General features: G+C 67.0%; 12 protein-coding genes. 10 read left to right on the forward strand and 2 right to left on the reverse strand.

The genetic code is table 11. The features are described from left to right. Positions 1-2 precede the first annotated feature (2 nt). The 3 genes from H6717_02245 (at position 3) to H6717_02255 (ending at position 9,788) form a co-directional block, all read left to right on the forward strand. Positions 3-1,703, forward strand: coding sequence for a hypothetical protein (locus tag H6717_02245; protein MCB9575835.1), 1,701 nt, complete (start codon positions 3-5; stop codon positions 1,701-1,703). Then, positions 1,700-9,112, forward strand: a complete 7,413-nt coding sequence (locus H6717_02250) for a VCBS repeat-containing protein (protein MCB9575836.1) — start codon at positions 1,700-1,702, stop codon at positions 9,110-9,112. Before H6717_02245 ends, H6717_02250 begins: the two co-directional genes overlap by 4 nt. 157 nt (positions 9,113-9,269) lie before the next feature. After that, positions 9,270-9,788 carry a tetratricopeptide repeat protein gene (locus tag H6717_02255; GenBank protein MCB9575837.1) on the forward strand — a complete coding sequence of 173 codons (519 nt, stop codon included), beginning with the start codon at positions 9,270-9,272 and terminating at the stop codon, positions 9,786-9,788. A 429-nt stretch (positions 9,789-10,217) separates the two neighbouring features. Here H6717_02255 and H6717_02260 read toward each other — a convergent pair whose 3' ends face one another. Next, entirely contained in the window at positions 10,218-11,567 is a 1,350-nt protein-coding gene (locus H6717_02260) for a DDE-type integrase/transposase/recombinase (GenBank protein ID MCB9575838.1), read from the reverse strand. A gap of 122 nt (positions 11,568-11,689) precedes the next feature. Between H6717_02260 and H6717_02265 the strand changes: the two genes are divergently transcribed. The 7 genes from H6717_02265 (at position 11,690) to H6717_02295 (ending at position 16,440) form a co-directional block, all read left to right on the forward strand. Further along, entirely contained in the window at positions 11,690-12,424 is a 735-nt protein-coding gene (locus H6717_02265; GenBank protein ID MCB9575839.1) for a hypothetical protein, read from the forward strand. Between the two features lie 82 nt (positions 12,425-12,506). Then, positions 12,507-13,439, forward strand: coding sequence for a hypothetical protein (locus tag H6717_02270; protein MCB9575840.1), 933 nt, complete (start codon positions 12,507-12,509; stop codon positions 13,437-13,439). Between the two features lie 120 nt (positions 13,440-13,559). Further along, a protein-coding gene (gene prfB / locus H6717_02275) for a peptide chain release factor 2 (GenBank protein MCB9575841.1) occupies positions 13,560-14,679 on the forward strand; the annotation gives its coding sequence in 2 pieces (ribosomal slippage) (positions 13,560-13,628 and positions 13,630-14,679; 1,119 coding nt in all). Between the two features lie 65 nt (positions 14,680-14,744). Continuing rightward, entirely contained in the window at positions 14,745-14,888 is a 144-nt protein-coding gene (locus H6717_02280) for a hypothetical protein (protein ID MCB9575842.1), read from the forward strand. 84 nt (positions 14,889-14,972) lie between these two features. Next, on the forward strand, positions 14,973-15,236 hold the full coding sequence (locus H6717_02285; protein ID MCB9575843.1) for a ribbon-helix-helix protein, CopG family: 264 nt from the start codon (positions 14,973-14,975) through the stop codon (positions 15,234-15,236). Then, a complete protein-coding gene (locus tag H6717_02290) occupies positions 15,233-15,613 on the forward strand; it encodes a PIN domain-containing protein (GenBank protein MCB9575844.1) in 381 nt (126 codons plus the stop codon). Before H6717_02285 ends, H6717_02290 begins: the two co-directional genes overlap by 4 nt. Before the next feature lie 209 nt (positions 15,614-15,822). After that, positions 15,823-16,440 carry a DUF4351 domain-containing protein gene (locus H6717_02295; GenBank protein MCB9575845.1) on the forward strand — a complete coding sequence of 206 codons (618 nt, stop codon included), beginning with the start codon at positions 15,823-15,825 and terminating at the stop codon, positions 16,438-16,440. A 49-nt stretch (positions 16,441-16,489) separates the two neighbouring features. On the opposite strand, the gene H6717_02300 is transcribed toward H6717_02295, so the two are convergent. After that, positions 16,490-18,079, reverse strand: coding sequence for a PAS domain S-box protein (locus H6717_02300; protein ID MCB9575846.1), 1,590 nt, complete (start codon positions 18,077-18,079; stop codon positions 16,490-16,492). Positions 18,080-18,110 lie beyond the last annotated feature (31 nt).

An 18,110-nucleotide genomic window follows, 5' to 3' on the forward strand; every position in this document is an offset into this window, starting at 1 on the left:
CCATGAGTCGACCCAGCGACGGACGGTTGCCTCGCGCGCTCCGCGCCGTAGCTTTGGCTACGGCGTGGGGCGTGATCGCGGTGGGGTGCGGATCGAAGAATAGCGACGCGACCCGGACGGCGAGCGGTGGCGCCGCGGGCGCGGCCGGAATGAGTGGAGCCGGTGGCAGTGCCGGCAGTGGTGGAGCCGCAGCCGCAGCCGGAACTGGGACGGGCGGTGATGCAGCCGCAGACGCAGCCCCGGACAGTGACGCAGCCGTGGATGCGGGGGCGGACGTGGATGTGGACGCGAGCGTGGACGCGTCGGCGGACGCGGAGGCGGGCATGGACGCAGCCGTGGACGCGCCGGTGTCCCAATTTTGTGGCGATGGCATTCGCGATCCCATCACCGAGGAGTGTGACGACGGCACTGGGAGCTTGCCGGCGGATTCGTGCTCTCTCGACTGCCGCGTGACCGACGTGCTCGCGGTGCCACCGGATCCTTCGTGGGATGGCGGACCGACGAGCAAGGTGTACCGTTCCCTGGGGAGTGGGCGACATCCCGTTGGGGCGGGGGCGCAGGGGTACGGCGTTGCGTTCGTGACCACGCCGGAGCCAGCCAAGGTCGGGGTGAGCTTGTTCGACGCCCAGGGAGTGCCCGGCCCCGTGGTGTTACTGGATGAAGCGACAACCGACGCGAACGCGGCGCCGGTCGTGGCCGCGCTGCCGAATGGGAAGCTCGCGGTGGCGTGGTCCGACCTGGGGGTGGATGGCAGTGCGCGGGGCGTGGTGTTGCGCACGGTGGATCTCGCGACCGGGCAGGCGAGCGCGAGCGTGCGCCTGAACACCACGACGACGCAGAGTCAGAAGGATCCCGATCTGATCTGGACGGGGAGCGAGCTGTGGGCGGCGTGGGTGGACAACTCCCAGCTCACCAACGGGTACTTCAACGACATCGTGATGCGGAAGTTGAGCGCGACGGGCGTTCCGCAGGGCGGTGAGGTGAAGCTCGCCGCCACCAAGGAGAACGAGTCCCGCGTGGCGCTGGCGCCCTTTGCTGGGAGCTGGGCCGCGGTGTGGCGCATGGGCGGCGGTGGCAACGAGAGCCTGGGGGCCAAGGCGGGGAGCACCAGCTGGACGGTGCCCGTGGGCATCAGCGGCGGCGTGGAAGACGCGCCGGGCATCGCGGAGATCGACGCGACGCATCTCTTGGTGGTGTTCACGCACGACAGCCTGACGACGACGCGTCTGAGCGGTGCGGTGTTGGACATGGGTGCTCCCGGGTGGGCGACGCCCTTTGACATCACGCCGATGGTGGCGCCCTACGACAGCGACGCCACGCTGACGCAGACGCACCCCGCGCTGGTGCGCGCGGGAGATCGCGTGTTCGTGAGCTGGCGCTCGGAGCGCCTCTCGAGCACGAGCGCCACGGGGGAGGAGCTGTGGCTCAAGGAGATCACCTGGAGCAGCTCCGGCGCGACGGTGACGCTCGATCTCTCCACGCCGGAGATCCCGCTGCCGCGGAGCTCGGATCATCAGCTCAAGGATCAGCGGAATCCCGCGCTGGCCGCTACGCCGCTGGGTCCGGGAGGCGAGATCGCCGCGGCGTGGGTGGATCGGGGCAGCAGCCTCGTGCCGAGCCAAAGCTACTGGGACGTGGTCAGCGAGCTGATCCCGGTTCCGGTGGTGCGTTTGCCCGCATTCGACGGAGGGACAGGCCAATGATTCGCCGCGTCGTACTCGGAACTGGAATCATTGCCGTTGGCGTGGCGCTGGCATCTCCGGATGCGCGCGCGCAGGACACCGCCGGTGGCGCTCAAGGTGCGGACGACACCGCGACGCAGGCGCCGGTGGACGCGGTGCTGCCGGCGGATGAGGCGGACGACGACGTGGACACGGCCGACGCGCCGGAGAGTGCGTCGCCTGCCCAGGCGGGCAAGGCCGCAGGCGCGAACGCGACGGCCAAGGTCGACGAAGAGGCCGCCAAGGTTGCCGCCAGCGCACCGGGCGGTTCCCGCGCCGAGCCAACATCCCTACCTACAGGAGCGGACAAGAGCGGAGTCACCAGCAAGACGATTAGCGTGCCCAAAGGGGCGGGCACCATCAAAGGGATGGAGGAGAGCTTTTCTGCGCAGCTCTCCACGGGCATTGCCACCTTCAGTGTGCCGCTGAGCTTGCCGGCGGCGCGCGGTGGAGCGCAGCCGAGCTTGGGGCTTTCCTACAGCTCCAGCGGGGGCTCGGGGCTGGCGGGCATGGGTTGGCAGATCGGTGTGCCGTTCATCTCGCGGCAGACGGATCGCGGTGTGCCGCACTACGGCGACACAGCGGGGTGGGATCCCGAGCAAGACCACTTCGTGTTCAACGGTGGGCAGGAGCTGGTGCCCATCTGCGTGGTGGATGGCAACGGCGTGTGCGATGGCGCCATTGACGATGGCATCGCGCCCGAGGTGATGCCGGTGTGGGCCAAGGGCTGGCAGTACTTCAGGCCGCGGGTGGAGGGATCCTTCCTGCGCTTCTTTTGGAGCTCGAATCACCAGACGTGGCGGGTGCAGGACAAGAGCGGCGTGACCATGGAGCTCGGGGTTCCGTGGGATGGCTCGAACTACATGGGGGCGCTGGAGACGAATCCGGACAAGCCCGAGGAGATTTTCCGTTGGTCCCTGGTGCGGCAGTACGACACCTGGGGCACCGCGAATCCGAGCAGCGGCTGGGCGACGCCGAACAACGTGGTGGTGTATCGCTACTTCAGCGACGGCAACACCGCGTACATCTCGGACATCTACGATACGCCGCCGATCACGAATACGACGACGGCGTCGCTCTCGAGCTACGCGCACCACACGCACCTGGTGTACGAGCAGCGCGCGGACAGCACCGTGAGCTACCGCAGTGGGTGGCGCATGGAGCAGGCGCTGCGGCTCGTGCGCGTGGACGTTGCGAGCGCCACGTGGGAGGCGACGGGCGCGCGGCGGCAGGTGCGGCGCTACCACCTGAGCTATGATCCACTGTCGCACCTCTCGCTCTTGACGAGCGTGCAGGTGGAGGGGCGCTGCTCGGGGGCGGAAGCGGCGGCGCCGGCGGAGAGCAACGAGCTCCTGCCCGCTGCGACGAGCTGCCCGCGGCTGCCGGCGATGACCTTCGAGTACGGGCACGTGACGCCGTACACCACCAGTGGTGGCGCCGGCGTGGCGGACTTGCCGGGGTTTGACGGCTTCGACGAGCGCATCAAGACCATCAACCAGAGCCCACCGCACTCCGTGGACGAGGCGCAGACCGATCTGTTCGACGTGAACAGCGACGGCCTTCCAGATGTTCTTGTGACAGCAGCTGGTTTGTACGGCGCGGGCCACGGCGTGTTCTTCAACGGCGACGGCGGCACGGCGGATCGCTTTGGCGCCGTGCAGAACATGGGCATCCAGGGCGTGCTGGGCGCGGGGGCCAGCACCATTACCCTGGGCAACCTGAACGTGGCGCCGCTGGACCTGGACGGCGACGCGACCATCAACCTCCTGCACATGCCGAAGGTGAAGACCTACGCGGTGTACGAGCCGGTGTTCGATGGCGCGAAGTGGTGGTGGAAGGGTCGCAGCATCGATACGGCCAGCGGCCAGAGCCCGAAGATCGATTGGGGCAAGGACACGCTGGACACGCAGGTGATGGACGTGAACTTCGACGGCCTGGTGGACGTCGTGGTCACCACCGGCACCGAGGTGCAGACGTTCTTTTCCCTGGGGCGCTACCCGGGGGGCGACGGGCAGTTTGGCCAGGCGTACTGGACGGGGGCCACCACCGCGAGCATCTCCAACGAGCCGGTGCGCACCTGCGTGCCGTGGAGCGCCACACCGGTGCGCTTCAGCGACCCGGACGTGAAGCTCGCCGACATGAACGGCGACGGCATCACGGACATCGTGCGGGTGCGCAAGGGCGACATCCGCTACTGGCCGGGCCGCGGCAACGGCTTTTGGGGCACCGGCAAGCGGGACGACTGCCCGGCGGGTGGCTTTGGCTCGAACCGCCACGTGCTGATGGACGCGAGCCCGCAGTACAGCGACGTGTCCGGGGACTCCCTGCGGCTCGACGACGTGAACGGCGATGGCCTCACGGACTTGGTGCAGATCCGTTTTTCCGACGTGGACGTGTGGCTCAACGTGGCGGGAACGAGCTGGACCAAGCGCCACATCATTACCGGTACGCCGGCGAGCCCTTCTTACGCGAACCGGGTGCGGCTGGCCGACATCAACGGCAGCGGCACGCGCGACATCTTGTGGGGCAACGCGAACAAGTACCAGTACATGGATCTCGCCGGGGGCGAGCGGCCCAGCGTGCTGACGCGGGTGGACAACGGCCTCGGCAAGAGCACGTTCCTGGAATACTCCACCAGCACCCAGGAGATGCTGGCGGCGGACACCGCCGGCACGCCCTGGGAATCGCGCATGCCCACGGTGGTGCACGTGGTGAAACGCGTGACCGAGACGGACAACCACAGCGTGGCGGGCGTGGGGCCGGGCGTGTACGTCACCGAGTACAGCTACGCCGATCCGGTGTTCGAGGGGCGGCAGCGGGAGTTCCGCGGCTTCAAGCACGCGAGCGCCACGCGGCTGGGGGACGCCAACAGCCCCACGGACATCACGGACAGCACGTTCCTGCTCGGGGAGTGCGTGGACGAAGACGCGGGCGACGGCATCGACGCCTGCGCGGTGGACCAGCGCTGGCGCGACAACCCGCGGGAGGCGTTGAAGGGGCTTCCGGTCATCACGGAGAAGCGGGACGCGACGGGGAGGTACCTTTCCACGGAGCTCACCGCATATCGACTGCGCCGCGTGTACAAGGGGCTGGACGGGCGCGATGTGCGGCACGCCTTCGAGGAAACGAAGACGTCCGTCCTGTACGACACGGACAACTTCGTGCCCGCAGACCAGACGTTCCCGTTGCCGCTGGTACAAGTGGAGCTGGATCCGCACGTGGATGGATCGACGGCCACGGTGGCGGGCCTCGAGGTGATGGTCAACGTCACGGCGCGGTCGAACAACCTTGCCGTGATCCAGTCGGCGTCCACCGTGGACATATACGGCAACCAGCGGACGGCGACGGCGTTCGGCTGCGTGCAGGGTTGCTCGAGCACGGATGAGACCATCGTCACCACCACCACGCCGGGAAGGCCGACTCAGGATCCGACCGGGTGGCTGTGGCGCACGGTGAGCTCCAACGTGGAAGGGCAGACGTACAAGAACTTCCAAGGGAAGCTGAAGGAGACGGACGTCACGTACAACGCGCGTGGCGTGCCGACGACCACCACGGCGCATCTGCACCACACATTAGCACTGGACCGATTTCACGAGACTGCGGGCGCCGCGGTAGCGGCCACGCCGGCGGATGCTTCGCAAGACGGGACGATCACGTCCTCCAGCAGCTACGACGACTTCGGCAATCTGACGCAAGAGTCGGGACCGGACGGGCGCTGTCGCGGCATGGGCTACGACACGACGTACGGGATGTTACCCGTCACGGAGGAAGCGTATCGCGGAGGGTGCGGAGTTTCTCCACTCACGACAACCGCAGATCTCTACGATCGTGGGCTCGGGTTGGTGACGAAGGTCACCAACATGCAAGCTCAGCCGACGCTGATCGAGTACGACGCCTTCGGACGTCTGGCGGCGACCTACGCACCCGACCCTGACGCCGTGGGCGCGTCGCTCATGCCCAGCGTGCAGGTGGAGTACCTGCTGCCACCGGATCTGGGGACGCCTCAGGCGCCGGCGTATCACTCGATCATCCACACGCGCACGCAAGACGGGCCGTCGCCGAGCGACGATTCGTTTATCGAGAGTTGGAGCTTCGTGGATGGCATGGGGCGCACGCTCGTGACGCTGTCCGAAGCGGACGTGAGCGCGGGGGACGGCGGCGACTGGGTCGTGAGCGGGCAGGTGTCCTTCGACGCGAAGGGCGCCGTGCAACGCAAGTGCCTGGACAAGTTCTGGACCGGGACGCCGCAGGCGTTCCCGTTCGGAGCGGCGCCCAGCTCGAACTGTGGTGAGCAGACGTACGACGCCTTCGGGCGCGGCAAGGTGACGACGGATCTGGATGGCACCGTCACGCTGTGGAACGTGTACCACGCGCTCTCCACGGACATGTGGGACGCCGAGGACTTGGGCGGCCACTACGGCACCTACGCGTCGGAGACCAAGGACGGGCATGGCCGCACGGCGCGCACCGACGAGCGCTTCCTCGACCCCGGTGGTAGCGGCAACGTCTACAAGCGCACGACGACCACGAAGTACCTGCCGACGGGTGAGCCGTGGACGATCACGCGGTCAGCGGACAACACCACGGAGACCGTGAAGCGCTGGATGCGCTACGACTCGCTGGGCCGGATGGTGCTCAACGTGGAGCCGAACACGAGCACCGGCTTCACGGACAACGAGACCGTGAACCCCGTGCCGGGGACGCTGAAGACCTGGCACTACGTGTACAACGACTCGGGCGATCTGGTGGGCACCAGCGACGCCCGCGGCTGCGGTGAGAACTTTGCGTACGACGGGGTGGGCCGGCTGAAGTGGGAGGACTACTCGCCGTGCAGGGCGTATCCGTACCACCTCGCCTACGGCGCACCGAACGCGAACGGTACCAGCGGTGCGGAGGTGCTGTACGTCTACGACGCGCCGCCGAATCTCGTCACGAACGACGCGCCCGCGGGCTTCTTTGGCACGCCGTACAACACCAATTGGCTGATGGGTCGATTGGTGACGGTGTTCGACCGTGGCGAGATCTCCGTATCCAAGTATGACGGCCGCGGGCGGGTGACGCACCACGAGATCCGACTATCGAATCCCGGGAGCTTCGCGAGCTGGATCGGCAATCGCTACCAGCCGGAATGGTACGAAAAGACGTTCGCCTACGACGGCGCCGACCGCGAGGTGGAGACGACGACCGGCGCGGCCATCACCGAGCTCATGGGGGCGGCGGATGGTCAGAGTCGGATCACGACGCAGTACTCGCATCGCGGTACCGTGGCGAGCGCCGGGGGAAGTTACGACACGTTGGTGGAGAAGGTAGAGCGGGACGCCGACGGCCTGTTGATGAAGGTCCAGTATGGCGATGCAGCCGACACCGCTACGACCAACACCTATGACGACCGCCGACGGCTGAGCACGCAGGTGACCACCCGCTCCATTCCGGAGCTCTGGAGCTCGCCGCCCGGTAACTATCAGCCCCCGCCCGCCCAAGGCACGGCGCTGCCGACGTTCCAGATGCTGCTACAGGACGACAGCTTCACGTACGACGCTGTCGGCAACCCGCTCAGCATAGCGGACAACCGCACCGCGAGCGATTGGCCGGACGACGCGAAGCCCGTAGACCGCGCGATGGAGTACGACGACTTCTATCGCCTCAAGCGGATCGACTACACGTACAACGGCAGCAATACGTGGAAGTCGCCCTTCGACGCGGAGATCGCGAATGGCGGCGCGCCGACGGACCCGCGGCACATGCGGCCGATGCAACAGATCCAGTACGACACTCGAGTCGGCTGGCAGACGTTTGACTACGACTGGAAGGGCAATACCTCCGAGACGCAAGACGACCAGCACGGCTTCTACGATCGCTCGCTGGGTCCGATCACGAACTCCACTGCGAAGCCATACCAGCTCGATTCGGCCAGCAACAAGACCGGCCAAGGCACGCGCGAAGGCGCAGTGCAAACCGCGTACGACGAGATGGGCAACCTGGTGCGCATGCACGTGGAGCGCAACGGCACCTGTCTGGGCTACGGCCCGTGCAACCACATCTTCTACTACCAGTGGGACGAAGTGGGCCGGCTCCAAAAGGCGCGCCGCTACGACGTGACGCAAGCGAACTTGGGCGCGCCTTCGGACCCGCTGCCCACGGGCGCATTCCAGAGCGAGTACACGTACACGTACAACGCGAACGACGACCGGGTGCTCAAGATGTGGTCCGCCGGGGGCGCACGCATCTGGGCGTACGTGTTCGACACGCTGGAGCTGAAGAAGGCGGCCTGGATCCAGGTGGGCGACCCGCCGCACGCCACCTACGACCGCACGAAATGGACGGAGGTGCCGTACCTCGTCGTGAACGGCGTGCGTCTCGCCCGCGTCCACTATCACGACTCAAATCCGGAAATCGGCGGGGCCGAAACACACGTCTTGTTCGAGCTGGGCGACCACCTGGGCTCGACGAACATGGTGCTCGACCAAGCGACAGGAGAGCTCGTCGAGCGAAGCACGTACCAAGCGTACGGCTCGCGCGAGAGCGACTATCGGCCCGACCGCTGGGACTTCTTCCGCGAAGACTACGGCTTCACCGGGAAGGAAGAGGACATCGACGTCGGCCTCACGTACTTCGGAAAGCGGTATCTGTCGCCGTATTTGAATCGGTGGATTTCGCCCGATCCACTCGCCGTGCATGCGTTCGGGGCGGACCTGAACGTGTATGCGTACGTGAACGCGCGCGTACTAGCAGCAGTCGATCCGCTTGGATTGGAGCCAGCAAGTTGGTGGCTGGCATCCCAAGCCACACGGAGGGCCATTCTCGCCGAGGCAGCGGCTTCGGGCAATCCGCTCGCAGAACTAGTGGTCGGTGCCGGGGTGCTCGGGTTCGAACTGGGCAACGCCGCCGGCGAGCACCTGTATGGGGACAAGATCAAGGCCGCCGAGGCTCGGGCCGCAGAAGAGAAGCGGCGAATCGCCGAATTGAAACGGCAGATCAACGCAACGAAGCAGAAACTCGCGGCGCAGAGGGCGAAGAATCGGGGTCTTGAGGCGAAGCTAAAAGCGTCCAAGACGGCAACGAAGAGTCGGCCGGAAGGCGCGAAACGCGACGGTGGCACCCATCGGCACGATCCGCTGGAGAACGAAGAAGATGAGCTGCCCGACCCCAATGCAGCTCCCAAGATCCGACCCCGGCCGTTCGAGCGTGGCACGCCCAGTGAGAGAGTTGACAGCATCAAGAAGGCTCAAGAAAAGAAGCCGAAGTTCATTGAGCATACTGATAAGACGGAGCAGAATGAGCGCACCAACTGGGCGCGCGAGCACTCAGGACATGACACGCCACACGATGCTGGTGCGCGAAAGGATGCGGGTGGCGATGGTTCGAGCAAAGACGCAAGCGATGACAAGTGACCGACGGGATGCTGGGGAAAGACACGACGCAGCGATGGCTATGATTGAGTCTGGTCGCAGAGAAGTGGGTCTAAGCATGCTTCGAGACCTTGTGCGCACGCATCCAAATCATGTGGCATCCTGGGAGAGTCTCGGACTTGAGCTGTATCGGGATGGCGTGACCGAAGAAGCGTCCAAGTGCTTTGACGCCGCTTTGGCTCTGGAGCCCGACCGCCTCGGTTCGAGACTCGGTGCCACCTTTGTTCTGGAGTCCAGGGGGGAACTTGAAACTGCTGAGGCCAGCTACCGCAGGATCTGTGAGGATTGCGGCGAAAGCGGGCTGGCATTGAGCTTGTTTGCCGACTTCTTGGCAGGGCAGAACCGTATCGACGAGGCTCGTTCCCTTTTTGAACAAGCACTACGGGTAGATCCGGATGAGGTTTCTGCTCTCAGGAAGTATGCAACGTTGCTGTCCGTGCTCGACCAGGACGACGAGGCTGAGAAGCTCTTTCGACGAGCACTCCTGCTGCGTGCCGACGATCCGCACACGCTTTACCTGTATGGCCGGTTTCTTTCGCAGTTTGCGGGGCGAGAGCAGGACGCGCTCAACCATCTTGAGCGAGCGGCAGAACACGGGGAGGGTAGAGCTGCGGCGCTGGTCACGGAGCTGAAAGAGGCTCTCGCGCAAGACTCCTGAAGTGGTTGTCTTAGTCCGCCCCAACCCGGGCCGCTGCCCAGCGGGAGAGCGCGCACTGGCGATAGGCCTGAGTAATGTTTCGTTGGCCTGCGGCGCGCGCCAGAACGCGACGGTGATCGCCGACGAGTTGGAGACAGACCCGATCACGGACGCCCCGGCGCCGGCTGGCCCAACGCAAACATTACACAGCCGGCGGCCCAGAGCGGCGGCCGCGCACATCCGCGCTCACGACGCAGAGCGCGTCGGGCCGCGCTATCCCAAGGCCACAGCGGTGGGAGGGTCCCGCTGAACTGGTCCACCGAGATGTTCCCGCGGCAATTGGGCGACTTCCAACGCGGACGAGCACACGTCGATGCTGTACGGATTGCCAGCCCGGGGACCGGGGGGCGCACGTGCGCCTCGGCGCTGCGGTGCCGGAGTGCACTCCGCTCACGCCGCGTTGCGCAGCGAGACGAGGGGGAGATGAGGGAGGCCGGGCGGATGGCTCACGACCACTCGAAAGGCTCCGCCACGCCGTCCCCGAACGGGCGCCTGCGGACTCGCACAGGGCGCAGCGTCAGGGTAGCGCGCGCGTGGTTCGATTCGTGGTCGTTGGTGGGCGGGACGCTTGCCGTAGAAGACTTCGTGCGGCGTGCGGCCCGCCAGCCCCTGGTGGGGCCGCATCTCGTTGTACCAAGTAACGTAGTGGCCAGAGAGCACGACGATGGCGCGAAGCGACAGCGGAACGAGTCGCCGCCGCGGTCCGAAGGCCTCGTCCTTGAGCGATCGCCAGAAGCGTTCGACGCGAGCGATGGATCCGTACTTGCCGATGGCCCCGTAGCGGGGCGTGACGCCGTGACGCTGGCACCAAGCGCCGTAGACACCCTGGAACTGCGTGCCATGGTCCGTGATGGTGTACCTGGGCGCTGCCCCGGCGCGGCGGCAGGCCCTGTCGAGGAGGCGGCACGTTTGCTCCGCGGTGGGCTCTTTGATGAAGACGCCGATGGCGAGCACGCGGCGGGAGTAGTGGTCCAAGACCACGGTGAGCCAGAAGCAGAAGGGCCAGACGGGGATCATCGCGCTCGGGAACCACGGGACCCAGAAGCCAATGCCGGTCGGAACGGTCGAGTGATCGATGCCCCAGACATGATTGGGGTAGCGCGCCACGACGGTTCTTCCCGAAGGCCGGAGCTTGTCCGCCGATACCGGCGCGGAAGGCCTGGGTTTGGGCTTCGGCCTATCCCTGAGCATGCGCTGCACGGTGCTACCCGCGAGGTGAAGGCCGCACCGAGCGAGGAGCTGAGCGATGCGTTTCTTGCCCATGGTGGGGCAAGAGGCCCTGAGTTGTTGCACGACCTGGGCGACGAAGTCCGGAAAACGATTCACGGGTGCTTGCATAGTGAGCAGTGCGCTTGGCCCGCCATCGTCCAGACGGTGCAACCAGCGAGCGATGGTCAGTGGCGTGACAAGGAACCTGCGCGCGAGCTCGGCAGCGGACCAGCCGGTCTCGGACTTGATGGCCAGGATTTCGAGGCGCTCAGCCGGCGCGAAGTGCGGCCGGTTGGCGGGCGGAACCCGCTCGAAGCGGGCGCGGAGGAGACGGTTTTCCCGCTCGGCGAGGGCGAGCTGCATCCTTGCGACGGCGAGCTCCCCGGCGAGGCGGACGCGCGGCAGCGGGCTGTTCTCGGCCCAAGCGCGGACGAAGGTCATCCCGCGATGGGCAAGCGCGATGGCGCAGAGCCAGCCACGCTGCACGTTGTCGGACCAGTGGCGGGGCAGTGGGATGGCGGGCGTCTTCACTTGCGGCAGCGTTGAATCTCCCGGATGCGGCGACAAGCAATGACGTGACCATCGCGTGAGCCGCTCCCCGCCTGTCGCCTGCGCCAGGTTCCGATCGGTGCCTTCGGTGGTACGTGGATGACATGAGCTCATATAGGGGCCGCATCGCAGGGGGACGTGTGGAGATCGATGCGCCGGGTGATGGCGAAGAGGTGCCGGCGCTGGTCGAGGGAGCCCCGGCCATCGTGGTCCCGCTCGCGGGGCTCGAACCACACCAGGGCCTGCGCATCGAAGAAGTCGTGGAGGAGACGTTCTGGGAGTGGGAAGACGACGAGCCGATGGACGCGGACGAGTTCCTGCAAAACCTTGGCGCCAAGCCGAAGGAGCGTAAGGCGTACACGCCGACGCAGTTCGCGCTCTGGGCCTCCGACCACCAACCGCCCAACCACTTTCAGTACGGCAAGGCGTGGTGGGACTTCGTGGAGAGCGTCCAGATGCTGCAAAGCAAGTTCGAGATCGAGGACGTCCGAGTCGTCGGGCAGCACATGGTCAAGACGCCCCCGCCGGAAGAAAGCCTGCCCATGCCGGTGGTCGCGTTCGTGACGGAGCACGTGACCGTCACCTTCAAGTGGGATTTCGGTGCGGTCTGCCGCTGGCCCCAGGAGTGGACCGTCAGCGTGGAGCGGCGATCGCCGTACCTCGGGCCGCTGTTCGGGCTCATTGACCCGGACTTCGATGCGAGAAGCGTGGAAGTGCCCGGCTTTCCGCTGGAGCTCGTGCTTCCGCCTTATCGCGAGAACCCCGGGCGGTTCACCTGTGAGCTGGAGGACGAGCACGACTTCGCCATGCTGCTCCGCATGATGCTGTACGAAGCGTGAACGCGTGGGTCCGCGCCGTACCGGTTTGCCGCGTGGTTTCGCGGCGGACCGACAGGATCACGAACCACGCAACCGGAGGGACGTGGGCCCCGACCGGCAGGCCATGCTCGCCGGACAGAAGACCCTAACGACACTCATCTTCGTGCTCACGCTCGCCTCCGTAGCGCGGGCGTCACCACCGGGGGAGGCGGATTCGCGCGGGAGCTTGATGCTCAGCGTGAGCGCAGGCGTCACCTCCACGTATTGGGGCACGCGCCAGTGGCGTGGCCTCGTGAGCCTTTCGGTGCCGCTGGAGCGCGTGGCGTCTCCGGGGGTGATCGCTGGCGGGAAGCGCCGGGCGCAGCGCAAACAGACGCGGGACGCCGAGACCGTTCCGCCATCGCCGTCGCCATCGCCGCCACCATCGCCGTCGCCGTCGCAGCCGCCATCACCGTCTCCGGGATCGGGGGCGGATGCGGCGCCGGACACGGCGGGGGAGAGTGGGACGAGCGCGGGGGCGCCGTTGGTGCTGCGTCCGGGGCTTGCGCGAAAAGTGGTGCGCGCGGCGCTGCGGGCGGCGGGGAGCGCGCGGGCGGCGCGGCGGCTGGCGTCGCTTTCGAGTCGGTCGCGGTCGAGCGCGGCGCTGCCGGAGCTCCGGCTGCGGGGAGAGCGGCGCTTCGACGAGTCGCTGCGCTTGGCGCCCACGGTGGACGATCCGTATCGCTACACCCAGGCCGGGGGGACCAGCACGGCGCTGGAAGCGCGGCTCACCTGGCGGCTGGATCGACTGGTGTTCGCCGACGAGGAGCTGCGGGTGGAGCGGCTGCGGATGGCGCGGGCGGACAGCGAGGCGCGGCGCATCGAGCGGGTGCTCTCGGCGCTGTTCGAGTGGCAAAAGGCGCTGGTAGAGCGGGACGACCCGGCGCGGGCGCCGGACGAACGCGCCCTGGCGGCGGTGAAGGCCGCCCATGCGGCGGCGGTGCTGGACGTGTACACGGACGGCTGGTTTTCCGCCCACGTGCGGGAGGCGGAATGACGCGGGAGGTCCGGGGCGCTTGGGGGGGCGCTCCGGAGGGGCGCTCCGGAGGGGGCGCTCCGGAGCGGGCGCGTGACGGGTCTGGCACGCGCGCCCACTTCTTGGTAAAGAGCGCCGACCATGTTGGCTGATACCCGTTCGCTTCTCGAGGACCTCAAAAGGCGTGTCGATGCGCTAAGGGGGTCTCTTTGACGTCCCGGCTCTGAAGCGGGAAGTCGAAGAGCTCGATCAGGTCTCGAGCGACCCTAATTTCTGGAACGATCAGGCCAAGGCGCAGGTGCTCATGCGGCGCCGCGCGGCCGCGATGGAGAAGCTCTCCAGCGTGGAGTCGCTGACCAAGGACGTGGCGGATGCCGCGGAGTACTTGGAGCTCGGCGCCGAGGAGAACGACGAGGGCGTGCTCGCGGATGCCGAGAAGCAGGCGGCAGAGCTGGAGGAGCGCGTGCGCTCCACGGAGCTCGCCCGCATGCTGAGCGGCGAGGCGGACCACGCGGACGCCATCGTGAGCATTCACCCGGGCACCGGCGGGACGGACGCCAAGGACTGGGCGGAGATGCTGCTGCGCATGTACCTGCGTTGGTGTGAGCGCCGCGGCTACAAGACCGACGTGATCGACTACCAGCCCGGAGACGAAGCCGGGACGGACGGCGCATCCTTTACCGTGAGCGGGCCCAATGCCTACGGCTACCTGCGGGCGGAGATGGGCGTGCACCGCCTGGTGCGCATCAGCCCGTTCGATGCGAATGCGCGGCGGCAGACGAGCTTTGCCGCGGTGGAAGTGACGCCGGACATCGAGGACGAGATCGACATCGAGGTGAAAGACACCGACCTCGACGTGACCACCATGCGCGCCGGCGGCAAGGGCGGCCAAAACGTGAACAAGGTGGAGACGGCCGTGCGCATGAAGCACTTGCCGAGCGGTATCGTGGTGGTGTGCCGGGCAGAGCGCAGCCAGCATCAAAACCGCGCCATGGCGCTCAAGATGCTCAAGGCGCGGCTGTACGAGATGGAGCTCGCCAAGCGCGAAGAGGACAAGGCCGCCTACGAGGCCGCCAAGGGGCAGATCGCCTGGGGTAACCAGATCCGGAGCTACGTGATGCAGCCCTACCAGCTGGTGAAGGATCTGCGCACGGAGCACGAAACCGGGGACGTGAATGCGGTGCTCGACGGCGACCTGGACGCGTTCATCGAAGCGTACCTCTTGCAGCACGCCGACAAGGCGCACAAGGCAGCATCATGACGATCCAGATCTTCTACTGCACGCCCTGAAACTACAGACCGCGCGCTGCGAGTCTCGCGGCGGAGATCGAGAAGAAGACGGGCGTAGTGCCGGAGCTGGTGGCCGGCAAAGTCGGGCAGTTCGACGTGGTGGTGGACGGCACCGTGATCTTCAGCAAGGCCAAAGAGCTGCGCTTCCCGGAACACGCGGAAGTGCTCGCGAAGCTCTGAGGTGCGCGGCGCGCAACGGGCGGGGTGAGGTGCGGTCCTCATGCCCGCCTTGCGTAATACTCGAGTATGCCATACTCTCATGCCATGGCCGTCGATCGCTTGAGCGTCACCGTTCCGGAACGGCTCGGCCGCGAGCTCCGCGCGCTCGCCAAGGCGCGGGGTGCGAACGTCTCCAGCATCGTCACCCAGGCCATCGAGCGAGAAGTCCGCCTGGCCGCGCTCGATAGTGCACTTTCGGAGGCCGATGATCGTTTCGGGGCCGTCTCGGAAGAGCTCATAGAGCGAGCGCAGGACCAGCTGGGCAAGGCGAAGAAGCGGAGCTCCGTCCGACGACGGACCGGGCGGTGACCCGTTTGATTCTCGACGCGGGCGCCTTCGTTGCGTTCGAGCGTGGCGACAACACGGTTCGTGCGCATCTGGCGGCTGCGCGCAGGCTCAACGTGGACGTGATCACGAGCTCACCGGTCGTCGGGCAGGTGTGGCGCGACGGGCGGCGTCAAGCGCTGCTTGCTCGCCTGGTTTCTGGCGTGGAGATCCATGCACCAGATGCCGCCGCAGCACGTCGGGCGGGCGAGCTGCTGGCGAAGACGAAGAGCGATGACGTGGTCGATGCTTTGGTTGTCGTGCTGGCACGGGATGGGGACACCATCCTCACAAGTGATCCGAAGGACATTGGTGTGCTCGTGGCGGCCAAGAGGGCTCGCGTTTCCGTAACGAAAGTGTGAGTCGGGAGGCGCCACGACACCTCCCAGGCTCGAGGCGCCCATGTGCACGTTCTGGACTCCGGATGCGGAAGGGGCGCCGCGCAAGGGGGTGAGGTGCGCGGAAAATAGGATGTGTACGTCCCATTTTCTCGGCGGGAGAAAGGCGCAATTGGCGAAGGCGCGAGGTCGAGAGTTGTTCGCATCCCGAAGCGACGCGGCTGCCGGCCATCGTGCCGATGGTGGTGCACCACAGTGACACGGGATGGACGGCGCCAACGACATTCGAGGCGCTCATCGACCTGGACGCGGACACGTATCGGGAGGTCCAGCGTCAGATCCCGTCTTTCGAGCTGCTCTTGGACGACGTTTCCGGAGCGCGGGACGACGAGCTGCGCTCGCGAGTGATGTCGGAATTCGCGCAGCTGGCGCTGATGAGCCTGGCTCGCGCGCGGAGCGCGAGCGACATGCTGGCGGAGCTCCGGCGCTGGAGCGACGTGCTGGTACGGGTGGCGGCGCTGCCCAACGGCGTGGCTGCCTTGGCGGCGCTGGTCAGCTATATTCTGGGAGTCACTGGGCTGCCGCCGGACGACTTGAAGGAGTTCTTGAAGGCGCTTGGCCCACAGACACAAGAGGCATTCATGACTGGTGCAGATATTCTTCGCGAAGAAGGTCGCAAGGAAGGCGAAGCGAAGGGAGAGGCCAAGATCATCTTGCGCCTGCTTCGAGCGAAGTTTGGTGAGGTGCCGTCGGAGGCGGAGGAGCGGCTGCGCTCGGCGAGCGTGGAGCAGCTGGACACCTGGGCGGAGCGGCTGCTGACGGCCGAGAGCGTCGAGGAAGCGCTCGCGTAGCGACTTGTCGCCGTTCCGCGAGGTTCCGCGGCGAGGCGACATGAAAATGCTAAGAGCGGGGCTTCGCGATGGGCAGGGTGACCACGAAGGTGGCGCCGCTGCTTGCGCCGCCGCTTGCGCCGCTGCTTGCGCCGTCGCCGTCGCCAGCGCTGTCGGTGGTTGCTTCGGGGGCGAGGGCGACGGATCCGCCGAGGCTCGCGAGGATGCGACGCACGATGGCGAGGCCGAGTCCCGAGCCGGAGGGCAGCGTGGTGACGAAGGGCTCGAAGATGCGGGGGGCGAGCTTGGGATCGATGCGCGGACCTTCGTTGTGGATGGAGAGGCGCACGGTGGCGTCGGCGGGCTCGGCGCCGAGGGTGACGGCGCCCTTGGGCGTCACGTGCTGGAAGGCATTCACGAGCAAGTTCACGAGCACGCGGCGCGCGAGGTGGGTGTCCACTTCCACTTGCGGGAGGTCGGGCGGGAAGGCGACGTGAACGGAGGGGGCGCGCTGCTCGAAGGCGGGATCGTGCTTGGCGGCTTCCAGCGCGCCGGCGACGAGATCCGGCAGCGGCACGGCTTCCAGGCTGGGCGCGGAGGGGTTCGCGAAGTCGAGCAGGTCGTCCACCAGGCGGCGCAGGCGGCCGATCTCTTCGGCCAAGATGTCGAGCAGGGCGCCGGCGTTTTCGTCCTTGGCCACGCGGCGCAGGGTGGTGACGGCGTTGAGCATCACGCTCACGGGGTTGCGCACCTCGTGGGCGAGCACGGCGGACATTTCTCCCACGGCGGCCAGGCGCTCGGTGCGGACCAGCTCGTTCCGGAGCGCGCACAGGCGTTCGGCGGCGCCGAGCTGATCGGCGAACAGCTGGATGGCGACGAAGTCGTGCTCGCTCAAGTCCGGGCTGCTGACGCCCAGGATGTGCGTGACGCGGCCTTCGGATTTGATCGGGCACCACGCGCTGCGGGCGACGCGCGCGGCTTCCATGCTCGCCACCAGCGCCTTGGCGTCCGCCAGGGCGGCGGGGCGGCGCGGGAGATCGTCGAGGAACAGCGCGCTGCCGCTGTGGGCGACCTGGGCCACGATGGGCGTGCGCGCCAGGGGCAGCCGGCGACCGAGGAGGCTCTTGCCATAGTCGGCGAGGGGGTCGCCATCCTTGCCGATCACGCGGACGGTTTCTGTCGTGTCGGCATACACCTCGGTAAACGCGACGGTCCAACCCAAGGCCCGAAACACCGGCTCGGCCACTCCCAGAAGGGCGTCGGCCCCCGCCAAGATTTGACTGTCGCTCGCGAGCTCCGCGAGCTTCGCGATGAGACCTTCCGCGCGGGTCACGTCGGTGATGTCGCGGGCGCACAGCACCTTGCGATTTCCAACGTTGCTCACCCGCATGTCGGCCACGACCTCGCTGCCGTCGGCGCGCACGAAGCGCACGCGGCAGGTCTGGGGCAGCGGCCAGCCCGCGGTCCGGCGCTCCTGCAAGAGCTCGATGCGCTCCGGCTCGCCGGGGGCCATCAGCTCCTTCAGCGTTCGCCCGACGATCGCTGCCGAGCTCTGGCCCAAGAGCGCGCCGCAGGCGAGATTGCAGGATTGGACCGTGTCCCCGTCGAGGACGAGCACCGCGTCCGGCAGACCATCCCACAGCTCGGAATCGACCATCATCCCCGGTCCCACAGTATCCCCCCTGGGGCGT

Source organism: Polyangiaceae bacterium (assembly GCA_020633235.1).
In the GTDB taxonomy this organism is placed as follows: domain Bacteria; phylum Myxococcota_A; class Polyangia; order Polyangiales; family Polyangiaceae; genus JACKEA01.